This is a genomic window from Novosphingobium mississippiense, from assembly GCF_044029535.1.
Classification (GTDB): Bacteria; Pseudomonadota; Alphaproteobacteria; order Sphingomonadales; family Sphingomonadaceae; genus Novosphingobium.
Map to the genome: position 1 here is coordinate 1,020,886 of NZ_CP147003.1, position 19,015 is coordinate 1,039,900.

Annotated in this window: 13 protein-coding genes; 5 read left to right on the forward strand and 8 right to left on the reverse strand. The window is 64.7% G+C overall.

What is annotated here, in order from left to right; all coding sequences use genetic code 11:
• Nucleotides 1-197 precede the first annotated feature (197 nt).
• The 5 genes from WBP06_RS23075 to pip all read left to right on the forward strand — a co-directional run bounded on the left by WBP06_RS23075 (nt 198) and on the right by pip (nt 6,714).
• On the forward strand, nt 198-689 hold the full coding sequence (locus WBP06_RS23075; RefSeq protein WP_395337471.1) for a hypothetical protein: 492 nt from the start codon (nt 198-200) through the stop codon (nt 687-689).
• A gap of 11 nt (nt 690-700) precedes the next feature.
• The gene (locus WBP06_RS23080) at nt 701-1,444 is read left to right on the forward strand and encodes a GGDEF domain-containing protein (protein WP_395337472.1); all 744 of its coding nucleotides are present in this window, start codon (nt 701-703) and stop codon (nt 1,442-1,444) included.
• 332 nt (nt 1,445-1,776) lie between these two features.
• Nucleotides 1,777-4,629, forward strand: coding sequence for a TonB-dependent receptor plug domain-containing protein (locus WBP06_RS23085; protein WP_395337473.1), 2,853 nt, complete (start codon nt 1,777-1,779; stop codon nt 4,627-4,629).
• A gap of 177 nt (nt 4,630-4,806) precedes the next feature.
• On the forward strand, nt 4,807-5,691 hold the full coding sequence (locus tag WBP06_RS23090; RefSeq protein WP_395337564.1) for a 3'-5' exonuclease: 885 nt from the start codon (nt 4,807-4,809) through the stop codon (nt 5,689-5,691).
• Between the two features lie 66 nt (nt 5,692-5,757).
• A complete protein-coding gene (gene pip / locus WBP06_RS23095; RefSeq protein ID WP_395337474.1) occupies nt 5,758-6,714 on the forward strand; it encodes a prolyl aminopeptidase in 957 nt (318 codons plus the stop codon).
• Between the two features lie 96 nt (nt 6,715-6,810).
• Here pip and WBP06_RS23100 read toward each other — a convergent pair whose 3' ends face one another.
• The 8 genes from WBP06_RS23100 to WBP06_RS23135 form a co-directional block, all read right to left on the reverse strand.
• Nucleotides 6,811-8,535, reverse strand: a complete 1,725-nt coding sequence (locus tag WBP06_RS23100; RefSeq protein WP_395337475.1) for an amidohydrolase family protein — start codon at nt 8,533-8,535, stop codon at nt 6,811-6,813.
• Nucleotides 8,532-10,130 (reverse strand): serine hydrolase, encoded by a 1,599-nt coding sequence (locus WBP06_RS23105; protein WP_395337476.1) that lies wholly within the window; start codon nt 10,128-10,130, stop codon nt 8,532-8,534. Before WBP06_RS23105 ends, WBP06_RS23100 begins: the two co-directional genes overlap by 4 nt.
• Entirely contained in the window at nt 10,127-11,227 is a 1,101-nt protein-coding gene (locus tag WBP06_RS23110) for a hypothetical protein (protein ID WP_395337477.1), read from the reverse strand. The genes WBP06_RS23105 and WBP06_RS23110 overlap by 4 nt, the downstream gene beginning before the upstream one ends.
• Nucleotides 11,228-11,240: 13 nt before the next feature.
• Nucleotides 11,241-12,284 carry a DUF1611 domain-containing protein gene (locus tag WBP06_RS23115; RefSeq protein ID WP_395337478.1) on the reverse strand — a complete coding sequence of 348 codons (1,044 nt, stop codon included), beginning with the start codon at nt 12,282-12,284 and terminating at the stop codon, nt 11,241-11,243.
• A 27-nt stretch (nt 12,285-12,311) separates the two neighbouring features.
• The gene (locus WBP06_RS23120; protein ID WP_395337479.1) at nt 12,312-14,552 is read right to left on the reverse strand and encodes a TonB-dependent receptor; all 2,241 of its coding nucleotides are present in this window, start codon (nt 14,550-14,552) and stop codon (nt 12,312-12,314) included.
• Between the two features lie 93 nt (nt 14,553-14,645).
• Nucleotides 14,646-15,908: a peptide MFS transporter gene (locus WBP06_RS23125; protein WP_395337480.1), complete on the reverse strand. Its 1,263-nt coding sequence runs from the start codon at nt 15,906-15,908 to the stop codon at nt 14,646-14,648.
• Nucleotides 15,905-16,903, reverse strand: coding sequence for a dipeptide epimerase (locus WBP06_RS23130; protein ID WP_395337481.1), 999 nt, complete (start codon nt 16,901-16,903; stop codon nt 15,905-15,907). The genes WBP06_RS23125 and WBP06_RS23130 overlap by 4 nt, the downstream gene beginning before the upstream one ends.
• Complete coding sequence (locus WBP06_RS23135) at nt 16,903-18,957, reverse strand: serine hydrolase domain-containing protein (protein WP_395337482.1); 2,055 nt, start codon at nt 18,955-18,957, stop codon at nt 16,903-16,905. The genes WBP06_RS23130 and WBP06_RS23135 overlap by 1 nt, the downstream gene beginning before the upstream one ends.
• Nucleotides 18,958-19,015 lie beyond the last annotated feature (58 nt).

Consider the following 19,015-nt stretch of genomic DNA (forward strand, 5'->3'; position numbering starts at 1 on the left):
CGCCGCCGATCGGCGCTCCTTACAGCGATCACCAAGGCGGGCCAATCGTTTTTTGGCGACGATCGGGGCGCAGGCGCGGCGCTGCCCGAACTGGCGGGATGGGCGCCCTGAGGCAGGCGGATCATTAACGGCGATCATTAATAGGTAGGAAATTTCGAGATTGCGGGTAAAGGGCCGGGCAATCTTCGGTGCCTGTGATGCGGTTTGATCTCCCCACCCTGTACTTCCTTGCCATAGGCACGTTGCTTCTCAGCGCCGTCATGACGCTTTGGGAACGACACGCGCGGCCCCAGTACGCAGGCCCCCAACACGCGCAACCATTGCGCAAAAGTGGACTCGGTATCCTTGCCACCGGGTATGCGATGCTGGCCGGCGGATGCGCCTTGGCGATGGGGCGTACCATGTTCGCCGCCCCCCTTGGCGCCAGCTTGGCCAATATGATCTTGCTGGGCGGGTACCTTTTGGTTTTCTGGGGCGCAGCCGGCCTGGCAGGCCGAAAGCGCGGCAAGATTGCGCTGGCCATCTGGGTTTTTCAGGCACTGGTCTGGTGCTTCATTGGCGGGCGCTGGCAGGACATTGTCTGGAACTATGTCAGCGCATTTCCCATTGCATTGGCCAGCGGCCTGACCGCTTGGGAATTGTGGGCAAACGGCCGCTTCGTTTCCTGCGATCGCGCCGCATCGCGGTAGGCTTCGCTGCCATGCACTGCCTCTTTTACCTGGGACGGGCCTGCATTCTCCCGCTGATCGCTCCCAGTTCCGGATCAACGCTGCTGGGTATCTCCAGCATCTTCACGATGTACGAGGGTGTCTTGTACTCGGTGGGCCTGCCCATGGCGTTGATCGCGCTTCTGCGCGAGGAAACGCACGACCAACTGCTGAAAGCATCCCACACCGATTACCTCACCGGCCTGGGCAATCGACGCTGGTTCTTCGAGGAAGCAGAGAGGCATATTCACAACACCCGCGCCGACGCGGATATATTTCTGCTCGCGTTCGATCTGGATCATTTCAAGGCTATCAACGATCGGTTCGGCCATGCGGCGGGGGATGAAGTGCTCAAGCTGTTCGCAGGCTTCGCGCGCGGGATCGTCGGGCCGGATACAATTCTCGCCCGGATCGGTGGCGAGGAATTCGCAGCATTGGTGTCCTGCAAATCCGATGCGGACGCGTCGGCCGTTGCGCAGGCCGTGGTAAGTGGCTTTGCGGAGATCGTGATCGACCGGTCAAAAGGCCTGGGCATCAAGGCCACGGTCAGCATCGGCCTTGCGCAACTGAGCCGCGACGGGAACGACCTTGCAGAACTTCTGCTGGCGGCCGACGCTGCACTTTACCGGGCGAAAGTCAGCGGACGCAATCGGATCGAACCGGCGCAACCATCAGCCGAAGGGCTTGGCAACGTCCTTCCAGCGCGAACGCGCAAATACCGGGCGACATTGCCCTGAATGCGATTGGCCAACGCCAAGATCGGGCTCTCCTTATTCGATGACTTCAAAATCCTGGAACCGTTGATCCGGTGCAACTGGTTCGGATACTGCCCAGTTGCACGGCCTGAACGCCGTCGCTGGTCATATCCAGATGGAGTTTGGCGCGCGCCACCCCGCACCGCCATTTCCGAAGTGCCGTTGTGAATACCCAGGGCACCTGTTTCAATCACGGTCATCTCCCGAAGGCCGCTAACAATAGTGCAACAAAACAGAAAAATGACGGCACGCTCGCAAGGTGCCGGTCTGTGGTCTTGCGGCGGATGAATTCGCCGGTCGAATGGGAGGAAGTGATGAGGAAAGCCCACCGGGCTGCCGCACTACTGTGTGGCGCCAGTCTTTTGCACGCCATGCCGGCGCTGGCACAGGATGCAGCCGCCGCCTCCGCGCAAGAAGAACCGGCTGATGCGGAACCGGCGGTCCCCGCCCAGGACATCATCGTCACCGGATCGCGTGCCATCCGCAATGGCGATTCCATGCCCTCACCCGTCACAGTGGTGCAGCCCTCGAACCTCCTCGCGGTCCAGCCGGGGACTCTGGCCGATGCACTCAATACGTTGCCGGTGTTCGCCGGTGCGCGCGGACGCACCAGCAACCCGACATCGACCGGCAGCGGCGGCGCCGGCAATGGGTCGGCCAACCAGTTGAACTTACGCAACCTCGGCCCCACCCGCACCCTGGTGCTGATGGACGGATTGCGTGTGCCGCCGACGCTGCTGAACGGTGTCGTCGATGTCGACATCATCCCGCAGATGCTGGTTCAGCGCGTCGACACCGTGACCGGCGGCGTCTCGGCCGTTTACGGTTCGGACGCGGTCAGCGGCGTTGTCAATTACATCATCGACAAGGGCTTCAACGGCCTGAAAATGCAGGCCAGCAGCGGCATTTCGCAGCGCGGAGACGCTTCGCAATATGATGTTGGCGTCGCCGGTGGCACCAGCCTGTTCGGCGGACGTGGCCATATCGAGGCGAGCTACGAGTATCGCAAGGAAGGCGGCATCAAGTACCGATCCTCGCGCGATTACCTTGACAACATCGGCGTGACCGGCACCGGCACTGCCGCCAATCCCTACGTGCTCCAGCACGATGTCCGCCAGGCCAATACGCCATTCGGCGGTCTCATCACCAGCGGCCCGCTGGCCGGGCAGATCTTTGGCGAAAACGGCGTGCTGCGCCCCTTCGTCCACGGCACCGCGACCGGCACCAGCGGCCTCGAAATCGGTGGTGATGGCGGCTATTACGACAGTTCGCTGGTCTCCCCGCTGGAATTCAACCAGATCTTCGGCCGCTTCGACTTCGACGTCAGCGACAAGGTCCACTTCCACGCGCAAGTGGCAGGGGACATCAAGAGCAACCAGAACTGGGCCGATCCGCTGCGCCTTTCGGGCGCGACGATCAGCTCCACCAATGCCTTCCTGCCGCAAGCCTATCAGACCGCGATGGCCGGCGTCGGCAGCTTCAAGTTCGGCGAGATGGTCAATGAATCTGGACGCCTGAATTCGGTTTCGCATACCGACCAGTGGACCGCCAATGCCGGTTTCGACGGCAAGCTGGGAGGCTTCGACTGGAAGCTCGATTACGTCTGGGGCGTCACCACCCTGAAGACCACGCTGAACAACAACGTCAACAACCAGAACCTCTCCGCCGCGCTGGACGCGGTCACCGATCCGGCGACGGGTAATGTCGTCTGCCGCGTCACGCTGACCAACCCCGGCCAGATGCCGGGCTGCGTGCCGCTGAATGTGTTCGGACCGACTGCCGCCAGCCAGGCCGCGCTCGCCTATGTCATGCCCAGCACGCATTACCGGGCGCAGACGCGGATGAACGACATTTCGGGCAGCATCGCCGGCTCGCCGCTCAGCACTTGGGCGGGCCCGATCAACGCCGCACTTTCGGCCGAATGGCGCAAGGTCAGTTTCGAGGCGGATAGCGACACCGACCCCAACCAATATGCCGATTGCACCGGCCTGCGCTACAACTGCACCTCTACCACCAAGCTCTGGCTCAACAGCTTCGCCGCATCGCCCAAGGTCAGCCAGACCGTCTACGAGGCCGCGCTCGAAGTGGACGTGCCGCTGCTGAAGGACGTGCCGTTGATCCAGGCGCTGAACCTCAACGGCGCGGCGCGTTATACGCATTACAACACTTCGGGCACCTACTGGACCTGGAAGGCCGGGCTGGACTGGCACGTTACCGACACACTGCGCATCCGCGGCACCCGATCGCGCGACATCCGGGCGCCTACGCTTTACGAACTCTTCGCGCCGGCCAACTCGGTGCCGGTCAACCCGGTCGACCTGCTGACCAATACCAGCCCCAGCGTGCAGCAGACCGACCTGTCGAACCCCGACCTCAAGGCCGAAATCGCCAATACCCTGACTGGCGGGGTGGTCTGGACCCCGACGCCGCGCGCCAGCATCGCGGTAGACGCCTATCACATCACCATAGACGATGCTGTAACGCAGATTGCCGGGTCCACTACCGCCTATCAGCAAGCCTGCTATGCCAGCGGCGGCACCTCGTTCTACTGCTCGTTGCAGGACCGTCCCAACGGCTACGCCGACACCAGCGCCGCCAATGCGGTGACGCATTGGTACACGCTCTACATGAACCTTGCGCAAGTCGAGACGTGGGGCATCGACGTCGAGGGCAACTATCGCGCCAGCCTGTTCGGACGCCCCGCCTCGCTGCGCGTACTGACCTCATGGCAGCCGCACGTCTATTATCGCCAGCAGGGCACCAGCACGCTCGATCAGGGCAATGTCGCTTTCGGTCCGCTGGGTCTCTCCGCCGGCCCGGCATGGCGCATCAGCGCCTTCGCGCAGTTCAAGCCGGCCGAACACCTGACCGTGGACCTGCTCGAACGCTGGCGCGGCGCAATGAAACTCGGCGGCGATTCGACGCAATACTGGGTCAGCAATCACGTCGCCTCGTTCGCGACGACGAACCTGACATTGACCTTCGATGCCGACGCCGGCTTCGGCAAGGCGGAGTTCTTCGTCAACGTCACCAACCTGTTCGACGCCAAGCCACCAGCGGCCGCCTATTCAGGCAACGGCACCCGTGCCGGGTTGCGTGACGGTTTTGCCCTCAGTGACGATCCGATCGGACGCGCCTTCCTTGCAGGGCTGCGCATCAAGCTCTGAAGCGCTGTCCCTTCTTTCCACGCCGGCCCGGCTCCAGCGCACTGGTGCCGGGCCGAAATCGATCCCGATGTTGAGCCGCCAAGGCTCCCCCCGCAGCAGATCGCAAGCTGGCGTCCATCCACCTTTTCGCGCGCCAATGACACGGCTATGCGCTGCGCCATGTCCCGCCCCTCCCCGATGTCTCTCCCCTCCCCCACGGCTCTCAACAGTGCAGCTCAATTCTTAGGCCAAAGCCCGGATTACAAAGTTCTGCGTCGCCTCCAGCCTGTCGAGCGCTTGCACACACCCAAGCCGGGCGGAATCAGCCGCATCGGCGTTGCCATCGACGTGGAGACGACGGGGCTCGATCACGATAATGACAAGATCATCGAACTCGCGATCCAGCGCTTCCGCTTCGACGATGCGGGTCGTATCGTCCAGATCGGGCAGCCGCGGGTGTGGCGCGAAGATCCGGGCGTGCCGCTGGATCCGCGGATCACGAAATTGACCGGCCATACCGACGCGGCCCTGGCAGGTCAGGCCATCGACGACAGCCTCGCCGTCGACATCCTGCATTCGGCGGACCTCATCATCGCGCACAATGCGGGTTTCGATCGCCCTTTCGTCGAAAAGAGATTGCCGGCGATCGCCGGCAAGCCATGGGCCTGCTCGATGGCCGAACTGGACTGGCTGGAACTCGGTTTCGACGGCAAGGCACTCGCCCACCTCGTTTCGCAATGCGGGTGGTTCTACGAGGGGCATCGCGCCGAGAATGACATTCTGGCGCTGATCTACCTTCTGGCGCACGATCTGCCGGGCGGAGAGACCGTCCTTGCCAAGCTGGTTGCAGCCTCTGACCGCCCCTCCTACCGCGTCAATGCGATCGACGCCCCTTTCGAAACCAAAGACCTTCTGAAGGCAAGAGGGTACCGCTGGAACGCCCCCATGCGGTTCTGGTCGAAAGAGATTGCCGAGGCCGATCATCTCGCCGAGCGGGCCTGGCTGGAAAGCGACGTCTACATCGGCCACGGCGCGCCTGCGTTCATTCCGGTAACGGCCTGCGATCGCCATACAAGGTCGTGAACAGACCGGACGGGAGGTCCGGCGACACCCCTTTCCTTCGCCGGGAAAATCGGCGAGGAATGGGAGATGTTACGTCAACCCTATCCGCTCACCGAACCCTACGCGACCGGAATGCTCGATACCGGCGATGGCCACAGCATCTATTACGAGCGCTGCGGAACGCCGGGTGCCAAACCCGCGGTCTTCCTGCATGGCGGTCCGGGCGGCGGCATTTCACCGGCGCACCGGGGTTTGTTCGATCCGGAACTCTACGACGTGCTGCTGTTCGACCAACGCGGCTGCGGCAGGTCGACACCCCATGCCTCGCTGGAAAACAACACGACCTGGCATCTGGTCGACGACATAGAGCGTCTGCGCCAGCTCGCCGGCGTGGACCGATGGCTGGTTTTCGGTGGCTCCTGGGGCTCCACGCTGGCACTCGCCTACGCGCAAACACATCCTGAAAGGGTGAGCGAACTGATCCTGCGCGGCATCTACATGTGCACGCGGCCGGAACTTGACTGGTTCTATCAGTTCGGCGTGTCCCAGATGTTCCCGGACAAGTACGAACGCTTCCTGGCGCCGATCCCGGAGGGCGAGCGCGGCGACATGCTCCACGCCTACCATCGCCGCCTGACGTCAGGCCCGGTCGAGGAACAGGTGGAGGCTGCCCGCGCATGGAGCCTCTACGAAGGTGAGGTGATCACGCTGCTGCCCGATCCCGCCATGTCCGAACAGCACGACGACGGACATTTCGCGCTGGCCTTCGCCCGTCTGGAAACGCACTATTTCGTCCACGACTGCTGGCTCGAACCCGGCCAGCTTCTGCGCGATGCCCACAAGATTCGCGCAATCCCCGGCACCATCGTCCACGGACGGTACGACATGCCCTGCCCCGCCCATTACGCCTGGGCGCTGCACAAGGAATGGCCCGAAGCGGAATTCCATCTGATCGAGGGCGCCGGACATGCCTATTCGGAGCCAGGAATCCTGGATCGCCTGCTCCGTGCGACCGACCGATACGCGAACAAGCCCGGCGCCTAGAGCATTTTCCAATCAGGTGGAAACACCTGATGGCTCGGAAAACGCGGCAATCCAAAGCTTAGAGCGTTTTCCGATCCCATCGGACCGGAAGCTGCGTCATGAACTCCATTTCCAGTCGGCGGCGCTGTCACGGCAGCTGCCACCAGGCTGTGCCGCGCGCCCCCGAAGGATGCGGCCCGTGGCGGCGCCCGTCGCCTTGCCGTCGCGCAGCGCAAAGCCGCCATTGACGATCACGTCGCGCACGCCGGTTGCCAGTTGTTCGGGCTGATCATAGGTCGCGTGGTCTGCAATCGTGGCGGGGTCGAACACGACGACATCGGCGAACATGCCCGGCTTCAGCCACCCACGGTCGGAGAGCGAAAGGTTGTCCGCCGGCAGGCTGGTCAAACGGCGCACAGCCTCGGCCAGCGTCAGATCCTTCGTATCGCGAACGTAGTGGCCCAACAGTCGCGCCACGTTGCCGTAGGCACGCGGGTGATGCTTGGAAAGCAGGAACACGCCTTCGGGCGCGGGTGCTTCCTCGTCGGAGCCGAAACTCATCCACGGCAGCCGGATGGAGCGCCGCACGTTGTCCTCGCTCATCAGGAAATAGGCCACGCCCACCCGCGTCCCGTCTTCCACGACCAGGTCCATCGCCGTTTCTTCTGGGCTCTTGCCGCGCATCCGGGCCACTTCGGCAAGGCTCTTGCCGGTCAGCGATTTCAGCGCCGGGTTCTTGAACGCCAGCAGGATCGTGCCTTCTGCCCCCGCGCCGGCATAAAGGTTTTCCCAGTTGGCCGGATGCGCGGTGCGCATGTCCGCGGCGACTTTCGCGCGGGTGGCCGGATCCTTCAACCGCGCCGCCCATGCCTGATACCCGCCCGCCTGCACCCAGGGTGGCATCGCGGCATCCAGGCCGGTAGCGCCGGCAGTGTAGTTGTACATGTTGGCCGAGATCCGCGTGCCGCGCGCCCGCGCCGCATCGATCATGCCGACGACGCTGTCGAACTTGCCCCAGTTATCGCGCCCGGCCAGCTTGAAGTGGTAGATTTCAGCCGGCGCGCCCGAATATTCGGCAATGTCGATGGTTTCCTGCACCGCCTGCTCGATGCGGTCGCCCTCGCTGCGCATATGAACCGTGTAGATGCCGCCGCACTGTGCCGAAACCTTGGCCAGCGCCTTCAGTTCATCGGTCTTGGCAAAAGTGGCCGGCGTGTAGATCAGCGCATCGGTCAGGCCCAGTGCGCCCTGCTCCATCGCTTCGCGCACCAGGCGCTGCATCGTGGCCAGTTGCGCCGCGTCGGGCTGCACGTCGTCGGCACCGAGCACGGCTTCACGCACCGTCCCCGCACTGACGAAAGAGGCGACGTTGGGCGCGAAGGATCGCGCCTCAAGCCGCTTGAAATATTCGCCCAGCGTGGTCCAGTCGACGGGGTAGTGATAGTCGCCCTGCTGGTCGATCATGTCCTTCTTCATCGCCGGGCTCAGCGGGCCCATCGAGATTTCGCCCATGACCTCCAGCGTCACGCCCTGCGCCAGATCAGACAGCGCGCGGCCGTCGATCAGCAGGCTCTGTTCGGGATGCGCAAGCATGTTGATGAAGCCGGGCGCCACGGCCTTGCCGCTGGCGTCCAGTTCCGCTTTGGCAGGCCCGTCCACATGCGGCGCCACTGCCACAATGCGGTCGCCGCGAAGGGCGACGTCGCCCCGGTACGGCGTGCCGCCCGACCCGTCGTAGATCGTGCCGTTGCGGATGATCAGGTCATAAGGCTCCGGCGGTGCCGCACCGATCAGCCCAACGGACGCGGCGGACAGGGCCAGCGCCAGCAGCGCGCGCTTCATCGGGCTGCGTCTGTGGCAGCAGGTTGCGGCGTGAACAGCAGGTCCTGATAGTCGAAGCTGAAATCGGCGATGGGCGAAACCGGCTTCGCGGTGATCTGCGAAACCTTGCCATCGGCGTCGAGGTTGAAGGTCAGGTAGGCCGGCTCAATGGCCGGATCGTCGAACTTCGCGATGAAGGTATCATACTGATAATGCGTCAGCTTGCCGGTCATGCCCGGCGTAGTGGTGAAATCGACCGCCAGCCCCTTCCCATCCGGAACGACCTTGAGTGTGCCGTACCACGGATCGGCATAGTTGCCGGCATAACGCGCGACCGGCAGCGAGGGACCGACTTTCGCCGGCGCGGCGCTTTTCTGCTGCACGGCCGCCAGTGCCCCGGCGATGCGGGCGCGACGGAATTCGCCGAAGCGGCTGGGCCAATCCTGCGCGGGCTGGCCGATGTAGTGGTCGATCAGCTCGTACATCAGACCCATGCGGGGTTCGAGTTCCTCGCTGTTCACCGTGATCGAAAAGCCCACGTCGCGTTCGGGGATCATCACGACGATCGTGGTGAAGCCGAACAGGCCGCCCGCGTGCCAGACCAGCTTGGCCCCCTTGTAGTCGCGCACTTCCCAACCCAGCGCATAGGCATCGTAGCCCGGCGTAATGCCGGAAATCGGCGCAGGCATGGGGGAGATCGGGATCGGCGTCACCGGCGTCCACATCTCGCGTCCAGCGGCTTCGCTGAACAGGCGCCCCTTGCCGTCCGGCAATGCACCATGCGCCAGCTGGATCTGCAGCCAACGCGCCAGATCGTTGGCGCTGGCGGCCAGCAGCCCCGCCGGTGCACCCGCCTGGCCCAGCCGATCATGCTCATCCAGCAGCTTCATCGGCCCTGTGCCGCGCACCATTTCGCCATAGCGCGCGTGCGGCTGCGCGCGGTCCGGCGTGGAAAGCTGCACCGCCATGTCGGCCGTGGCATCCGGCAGGCCGGCGGGCTTGAAGACATTGTCCCGCATGTAGTCTTCGTAGCTTTGCCCGCTTACCGCTTCGATCACCGCACCGGCCACGATGTAGAGGATGTTGTCATAGGCATAGGCGGAGCGGAAGCTCGTGGCCGGCTTGATGTAGCGCAGCCGCTTGACGATATCGGCCCGGGAAAGTTTGCCGCGCGGCACCATCAGCAGATCGCCCGCGCCCAGGCCCAGCCCGCTGCGGTGGACCAGCAGATCGCGCACGGTCATCTCGCGCGTGACCCAGGAATCGTACATGCGGAAATCGGGCAGGTGATCGATCACCTTGTCGTCCCAGTTCAGCTTGCCCGCGTCCACCAGTCGCGCCAGCGCGGCGCTGGTGAATGCCTTGCCGGTGGAGCCGATCATGAACAGGGTATCGGCATCCACCTTCTCCGGCGATCCCAGCTTGCGCACGCCGAAGCCCTTGGCGAAGACCACCTGTCCGTGCTCGACGATCGCTACCGACATGCCCGGCGTGCCGGATTTTTCGCGGATTTCCTCGATCCGCGCGTCAAGGTTCGGTGGCGGCGCGGCGAGCGCTGGCTGAGCGATGGCCGCGAGCAGGACCGTGCCCCATGCGGCTGTGGATCTGAGTGTCATTGGGCGATCTCCAAAGGGGTGGCGGGCCGACGACGCAGCAGGACCACAAACAGCAGCGGGGCGACGTAAAGGGCGATCAGCGCCCAGGCGAGCGCGGAGTACCCGGAGGCGATCAGGGTCACGAGACCGACCCGGTCGGCGATCAGCATGCAGGGCGCAAGGACCGCCAGCGCCGTGCAGGCGCGAAGCCATGGGCCCAGCACGGCGCCGGTTCGTGCGATGCGCTCATTGACGGCGTGAACCGCGCCGGTGCCGCTTTCCAGCAGGGCGGTGAAGATCATGAACTGGAACAGCAGATGGAAGGCCGGATGACCCAGCCGCGTCAGCATGTAATCCGATGGCAGAACCGCGTCGGCAATGCCCGGCATGAACGCGGTCATCGCCAGGAAGAAGATCAGCGCCGGGATCATCGCCAACGGGCCCGCCAGAAGTCCGGCGACTACCGCATCGCTGCCCTTGCGGAAATGGCGCGTCACCGGCAGCACGATCACCGCGCCAATGATGTTGTAGCCGGCGTAGATCACCCCTCCGCTTGCCCAGTTGCCCGAAGGGGCGGAAGCATCGCCAAAGGCATTGGCGATCCCCTGCCCCGTGCCGGACAGGATCAGCACGAAGAACACCGCGTATGTCGCGTAGAGCAGGATCGAGACCCACAGGAAGACCCGCTCCACCCCCCGATTGCCGAAGGCGACGCAGGCGACGATCGCGAACATCAGCGCCAAGGTGCCCAGGATCGCCGGTACGCCCAGCGTGGCCGCCGCGATGGCGCCCGCCGCCGCGCCGAACACGGCAAGGATCAGCACGATGAACACCGCGTACGTGATCTCGAACAGCACCCAGCCGCGGCCGAGCAGCGCTTCGAAGAAATGGCGATAGTCGCGCGCGCCGATCGCATGGGCCAAGCGGAACGTGGCGGCGGCGACAAGCGACCAGATCGCCATCGCCAATGCCATCGCCGCCAGCCCGCCCCATGGCCCTGCCGGCAGGAAGAACTGGGCGATTTCGCGCCCCGTGGCATAGCCGCCACCGATGATCACTGCCTTGAAGGCCAGCCCGGGCAGGAGGAAGCGGCGAAAGCGATCGGCGGCGCGGCTCACTCCTGCATCTCCATCAGTAGCAGGCGTCAAGTAACTGATCGAAGGCAGGACCGCCACGCATGGGGTCCGCCGTGGGCAGCCCCATCCCCTGCGCAGTCTCCGCGATCACGCGAGCGGCATCTGCATCCGACAATGCGCCGGTGTTCAGGCTTATCCCGGCGCAGCGGATCGCCGGATTGGTCAGCTTGCCCGCCGAGACCGTCTGCTCGATCACTTCGGAGATCGACGGCACCGGATAGTGCGCGTGCCCCAGTATCGCGGTGCGTCCCGGCTCATGGCAGACCACGAACAAGTCCGGCTGGCTTCCCAGCAGCAGCGCAAGAGAAACAGGCGCATAGGCGGGGTGGAACAGCGATCCCTGCCCTTCGATCACGTCGATATGATCGGGCGCGGCCGCCGGGCTGAGCAATTCGGCAGCGCCGGCGGCAAAGTCCGCCACCACCGCGTCCAGCGCCAGCCCCTCGCCCGCAATCATGATGCCGGTCTGTCCGCTGGCACGGAAGCTGGCGTCCAGACCGCGCGCAGACAGGCCCCGCGCGATGGCGAGCGCGGTGTATTTCTTGCCCAGCGCACAATCGGTGCCAACGGTGAGGATCCGACGGCCGGAGCGCTTGTGGCCGCTGGCGATCGGCAATCCGGGCGGCGGCGTGCGCAAATCGTGCAAGCCGCGCCCAAGCCGGGCCGCCGTATCACGCAAGGCCGGAATGTCGGCCATTCGGGCGTGCATCCCGGCGACAAGGTCCAGCCCCGCCTCCAGCGCGTCCAGCAGGGCAGGCATCCAGCTATCCGGGATCACCCCGCCCTGGTTGGCAACGCCGATGACCATCGCCTTGGCCCCGCGCGCCGCCGCTTCCTGCGGCGTGAGCCGGGTCAGCCCGGTGCTGACGGTGGCGGCGGGCAAGGCATATTCGCCGATGCAGCGATCACCCGCCCAGTCGCGCAGGCCGAAAGCGGTCTTGGCGAAACCGGGAATGGTCGTATCGCCCAGGAACAGCAGGTAGGGCGAGGGAAGCGCGTGCGTCAGCGCGCTGCCCCCCTCGCGTCCCCCCACGGACATTGCGGAATTCACCATGAAGGTCGGATCTCACATCGAGGCATCAAGGGTCAGGCCGAAGCTGCGCGGCCGGATCACGCCGACGCCCGCAGCACCATTGGGATAGCCGCCAGTATAGTCCGCGCTGATCAACCCGTGGCTGTTGCCAAGGTTCTTGGCATAAGCGGTGACCGAGAAACGGCCGAAGTCGATGCCGGCGCGCAAGTCGATCACGTCATAGGCGCCCAAGGTGATCTGGCGGCCGAAGGTGGCAAGGTAGGTGGGATTGTAATTGCCGCTCTGCTGGCTGAGCGTGCGGATCGACCCACCGATGAACGCCGATGCATCCTTGCCGACCGACCATTCATAGTCGCCATTCAGGCTTACGCTCCACTTGGGAACGAAGGGCAGCGCATCGCCCTTGCCGCCACCCACCAGCAGCGGATCGGTATCGGCGGTCAGGCGGGCATCGGTATAGGCACCGTTGAGCGAGAACGTCAGCCCGCGTTCCGGGCGCATGCTGGCGGTGAATTCGAAGCCGTCGCTCTTGGCCGAGCCACCATTGGTGTTGACGCCGTAATTGTTGACCACGGCCAGCAACTGGATGTCCTTCCAGTCGATATGGAAGGCGGCAACGTCGATCGAGAAGGTGCGGTCAACCGTCTCCGCCTTCACGCCCAGTTCGTAGCTGATCAGCGAATCCGAATCGTAAGTGGAAGGCGTGCCCACCGGCGCACCGGGCGGGATCAGGTTGGGGCCGCCCGGCCGGAAACCCTTGGCCACGCGCGCGTAGAGCGACGCGCTCTTGCTGAACTTGAACTTCGGCGCGACGGACCAGGTGAAGACGCCTTCCTTCGACTTGGCGCTGAGCGCATCGGCCGCCAGCAATCCCTCACCCCCTTGCGAGGCGCTCTGGTCATTGTGGCTGTACCGACCACCGAAGGTAAGGTCGAACTGGTCGCCCAGATGCAGCGTGCCGTTCGCGAAGCCGGCGAATTCCTCATACTTCGATCGCAGGAAGATGTCGGCCAGCAGCGGGAAGCCGGTCATCGGGGTGGTCGTGCCAGCATCGAAAACCTGCAGCAGTTGCAGGATCGCGCCCTTTTCGTGGTTGTAGTAACCACCGATCATCCATTCGAACATGCCTTCGCCCTTGGACGAAAGGCGCAGTTCCTGGGTCACACGCTTCATATTGGTCTGCTGCGTCAGGCCGATATCGGCGGCGGCGGTGCCGCTGACCGGATCATAGAGGCCCAGCAGCGTACCGTACTGCACGGTGTAATCGTCGCGCAGATGCTCTTCCAGCGTGCTGTAGCTGGTGGTCGAAAGCAGGTCCGCGAAGCCGAGGTCGGCGCTTACCGTGCCGTTGTAGAGCCGGTACGCGATGTTGGTGTATTCAGGCACGAACTGCGACTGGGTGAGGCCGCCGTAAAGCGGGGTCAGGCGCGCGGGATCGGCCTCCACCACGCTGCCCGCGTCGCTGTCCAGATTCTGCAGGATCGCGGTCAGGCGGATGGAAAAGCCGTCGTTCGGTTTGAACAGCGCCGAAACGCGTCCGCCATAGCTTTTCGTATCATTGATGTTCTTCGCCAGATCCGAACCGCCCGTGCCGATGGAATCGATGAAGCCGCCATAGCTGCGATAGAAGCCGGAGGCGCGAATCGCCAGATTGTCCGAGACGGGCACGTTGACCAGCGCCGATCCCATGTAGGACGCCTTGCCGCCATCCGTGCTTTCCACGCTGCCACGCGCGCGGGCGGCAAAGCCGTCCATCTGCGGTTCCGTGGTCACGAACTTCATCACGCCGCCCAGCGAACTGGCGCCGTAAAGCGTGCCCTGCGGCCCGCGCAGCACCTCGATGCGGGCGACGTCGAAGGTATCGAGTTCGCCGGAGAGGATAGCCGAATTCACCAGCCCGCTGGACGATCCGAACGGTGTTTCATCGACATAAGTGGCAACCGTGGCGGTGGCGCCGCCGGTGTTGATGCCGCGCAGAACGACGCGCGCCTCACCGGGGTTGCTCTGCGAAACCTGCAGGCCGGGAACGAGCTTGAGATAGTCCTGGAAGGTCACCGCGCCGTTGCGTTCCAGCGCGTCCCCGGTGACGACGGACACCGCCTGCGGCACGTCCACCAGGTTCTGCGCGCGCTTCTGCGCGGTGACGATGATCTCGGTGGGATCGCTCGCCTGCCCCGGCGCCTCGTCCGCGCGGGCGGTGCCCGCTGCGAACAGCGCCCCCACGCTGCATGACATCGACAGAACGAGCCGAACCGTTTTCCGAACCCTCTTCATGACCTGTGTCCCCCTAGAACCCTGGTGCCGCTGGCCGGTCACGCCGGCGCATTTTGTCTCAATTGGAAATTTATTGTCTCATTCAGAAAATTGTCAAACAGATTCGATAAGCCGGTTCCCCCGCCGGTCTATCCCTGCCAGCAGGAGCGCCGCCGTGGCTGCGATGACCGCCAGGAGCAGGAAGTAGACCGCGTGCGGCATCCCGCTCCACAGCGTGCCGACCAGCCCGGCAAACAGGCTTCCCGCGAATGTCGCCAGATACCAGGCGGCCACCGTGGTGGCACCCAGCCCTTCCGGCGCGAGGCGTGCGAAAAGGCCCAGCCCGGTTGGCAGGATGAACAATTCACCCAGCGTCAGGATCACGAAGAACAGCGCCAGCCACAACCAGTAGGCCGCACCGCCCATCGCCGCGATCGCGGCCAGCAGCAGGTAGGCACCACCCACGATCAACGCGCCGATGGCCATGCGCCGCACGGGCCGCTCGCTGCCGCCCGCCTTGGCACGGCGACGCCAGAAGGCGAGCAGTGAAGGCGTCATCGCCATGACCAGCAACGGGTTGAGCGATTGGAACCAGGTCATCGGGATGGCCCACCCGCCCAGTCGACGGTCCACGCCGCTGTCCGCCCATAGGGCGACGGTATTGCCCACCTGCTCATAAGCGCCGCGAAACACGGTGACGGACAGTGCCACGGCCAGAAGCAGCAGCATGGTACTGCGGGGGAAGCGTGCGCGGGGCAGCGCATGATGTTCCACCACCGGATGCCGCGCCTGCTCCGGCAGGTGTCGCTGTCCCCAGAGGTAGATGCAGAGGCCCAGCACCATGCCGATGCCCGCCGCCCCGAACCCCCAGTGCCAGCCGTAAAGCTCACCCAGCGTTCCGCAGATCAACGGCGCCAGAAAGCCGCCGATATTCACGCCGACGTAGTAGACGTTGTAGGCCCATCCCACGCGCGGATCGCCCGGCTCGTAAAGGTCGTCGATCTGGCTGGGCAGGCTGGGCAGGAACAGCCCGTTGCCCAGCGCGATGGTGGTGAGCGCCAGATAGAACAGCGGCTCGAACGTCATCATGAAATGGCCGAGCGCCATGATCGACCCGCCGATGACGATGGCGCGCCGCTTGCCGAGATACCGGTCCGCCACCACCCCGCCGACGATCGGCGTGAAATAGGCGCAGGCGGTGTAGATTCCGTAGATGATCGAGGCTTTTTCCTGCCCCAGCAACAGCTCGCGGGTCATGTAATAGACCAGCAGCGCGCGCATCCCGTAATAGGAGAACTGCTCCCACATGTTGGTAAGGAACAGCACGGTCAGCCCGCGCGGCTGACCGAACCATGTGCGCGCGCGTGCTTCCGTCATGAACGGCCCGATCCCCAGACTTCATCGGAGGCGTAGAGCGTACCGTCGGCATAGGTCACCGAAGGCCGGCGATCCTGCTCCAGGAAGGTCGGCCCGTCGAGGTCGACAAGGTCGGCGATCTGGCCCAGCACGAAGCCGGGCGCGGTTGCCAGGCTGGTGCCTACCATGGTGCCCACCATCACCCCCAGCCCAAGCCGGCGGGCCTCGGCGGCCATCAGCAGCCCCTCGGTCAGCCCGCCGCACTTGTCGAGCTTGATGTTGACGACGTCGAAGCGGCCTTTTGCGCCGGCCACGTCGGCAAGATAGATCAGGCTTTCGTCCCCGGCGATGGGCACGGGCGAGACGAAGCCTTCCAGTTCCGCCTCCGCCCCGCGCGCCAGCGGCTGTTCCAGCAGCGCCACCCCGTTTACGACCAGACCCGCGACAAGCGCATCCAGATCGCCGCGTTGGAAGCCCTGATTGCCGTCCACGCCCAGCCATACATCGGGCCGCGCCGCCCGGATCGCGGCGACGCGCGCCAGATCCAGTTCCAGCTCTCCGGTCAGCTTCACCTTGATGGAGCGAGCGCCGACGTAGCTGGTCGCCTTGGCTGCCATCGCCGCGGGCGTGTCGGCACTGACCGTGAACGTGGTGACGATGGCTTTGGGTGCGTCCTTCAGCCCCGCCAGCGCCCAGACCGGCTTACCGGCGCGCGCCGCCTCCAGCTCCCAAAGCGCCGCATCCACCGCATTGCGCGCGCCGCCAGGCGGCAGGATCGCACGCAGCTCCTCCCGACTGGGGCCCGCTTCGATCGCTGCCCGCGCCCCCTCTATCTCGGCGCGCATGTGGGCAAGATCGTCGCCAAGGTAATAGACCCCGGCTGCCTCGCCGTGTCCGCGATGCGTGCCATCATCCAGCGTGACGACCAGCACGTCGGCCGTCTCGAAGACATAGCCCGCGATGCGGAACGGCTCGGCCAGCCGCAGCGTATCGGTTTCGACCTCCAGCCGCAGCATCAGTACATCGCCGAGAGCGCGAGGAGGTGGAAGGTCAGCGCGACATAGAGCGGCACTAGTGCGGCCAGCACGACCAGCACGCTCCACGTCTTCGCCGGCCAGCGACGACCATCACGCCAGGTGAGCACGGCATTCCAGACAGCGGCGGCCACCGCGCCGAAGAAAGCCAGGGCGCTGGCACCCTTCAGGAACCAGAGAATGCCGTCGCTGGCAGCGCTGAGCACCGAAAGGTTGGAGAAGGCGCTGATGATGAAGGCCGTCCATCCACCGGCCGCGGCCAGCGTCAGCAGTGCGCCCAACCGGGTGGCGCGATAGGCCATGCGGGCCTTGCCCTCCACCTTCAGCGGCGCGGCAAAGCGCCACCGCGTGAAGGCGGTGACCGGCCACGAAAGGAACGTCAGCAGCAGGATCGCCAGGCTGGCGTAGATCGCCGGCATCAGCCATGCGGAGGAACGCCATGCGGACACCCGATCGAACACGGTGAAGGGCGCGACAAGGTCGAAACTCCACCGCACGACCTTGCCATCCACCACTTGCGCGGCAAGGCGATCGTGGCCGCCGCGCTCATGCCAGACGAACGGTTCGACCTCGTCCCACTTCTCGATGCCGCCGCCGGCCGTCTTCAGCGAAGGCACCAACAAGCCGCCATCCTTGTCCACGCCGACTTCGGTCTGGCCGAAAAGGTTGAGCACATCCACGAAGTTGGAATGGCCGCGACGGCTGCCGTCCCACAGCCCTGCCATCATCTTCGCATGTTCCGCAGCGGTCTTCGCATCGACCTTCGCCACCTTGGCGGCGGGCGCCGCCGGGAAGTAGCGATCGGCGAAATCCTGGAACAGCTGCTGGCGCACGGTGTGCGCGCCGCCTTCCTTGCCTGCGCTGTTGAACGAGACGTAGAAGCCCACGCCCTCCTGCATGAACAGGTGCAGCGAAGTGTGGAAATTGCCGGTATCGCCCAGGTGACCGATGACTTCGCGGCCGTTGATGTTGGTTTCGAAGAAGCCCAGTTCCATGCGGTTCAACGGCGGCACCAGCGAGACGGGATTGACCTTGTCCAGCGGGCTGTTGTGCATCATCGCCGCAGTTTCGGGCTTCAGCAGGCCCTTCCCGTTCTGGAGATGCGCGATCATGAACTTCGCCATGTCGAGGCCGGAGGCGGACAGCGAACCGGCCGGCGCCGGAATCACTATCTCGAACGGCTCCGCATCCTTCGATGCGCGCGGATAGCCGGTCGCCACCAGCGGCTTCAGGCTGGCCGGCAGCGGTTGGCGGAAGCTGGCGGTCTTCATGTCGAGCGGCTTGAAGACATGGGCATCGACATAGTCGTCAAACGCCATGCCGGAGGTCCGCTCCACCACATAGCCGGCCAGCGAAGTGGCCCAATTGGAATAGGCGGGCGTGGTGCCGGGATCGAAGATGCGCGTGGGCGTCCAGCGCTTGATATAGGCGCCCAGCGGGATCAGGCCATCCTGCTTGTCGGTGATGAGGTCCTTCATCGCCTCCTCGAATCCGGCCGTGTGCGTCATGATCTGGCGCATGGTGACGGGCTTGCCGTTGCGGGGCGGAATCTTGAAATCGAGGTAGGTGTTGATGTCCGCATCGAGATCGATCTTGCCTGCTTCCACCTGCTGCATCACCGCAGTCCAGGTCACCAGCTTGGAAACCGAGCCGGGCCGGAACAGCGTGGTGGCGGGATCGACCGGTTTGCGGTGCGCGATATCGGCATAGCCGTAACCGCGCGCGGCGATGACCTGACCGTCCTTGACCACGGTCACAACGGCACCTGCAATGTCATTGGAGCGCAGGGCGAAGGGCATGTAGCCATCAAGCCAGGCGTCGACATCGGTGCCGTTCAGATCGCGTGCGCCGGCGGCGGGCGCGGGCGGCAGAACGATCGGTGATGCCGGCCGGGCGCTGTCCGTTGGCAGCACGGGCTTGCCCACTGGCACCCCGCTTTTGGTTTCGGGCACCTGTGCCGTCACCATCGCGCCGCCGGTAGCGATCGCGGCAATCAGTCCTGCGGCAAGAAACCCCTTCGTACGTCCCCGGTTCATTGGCCCCACCCTTTCGTATCCCCGTTGCGCGCGACGCGATGCGTCGATACAGTTGGGG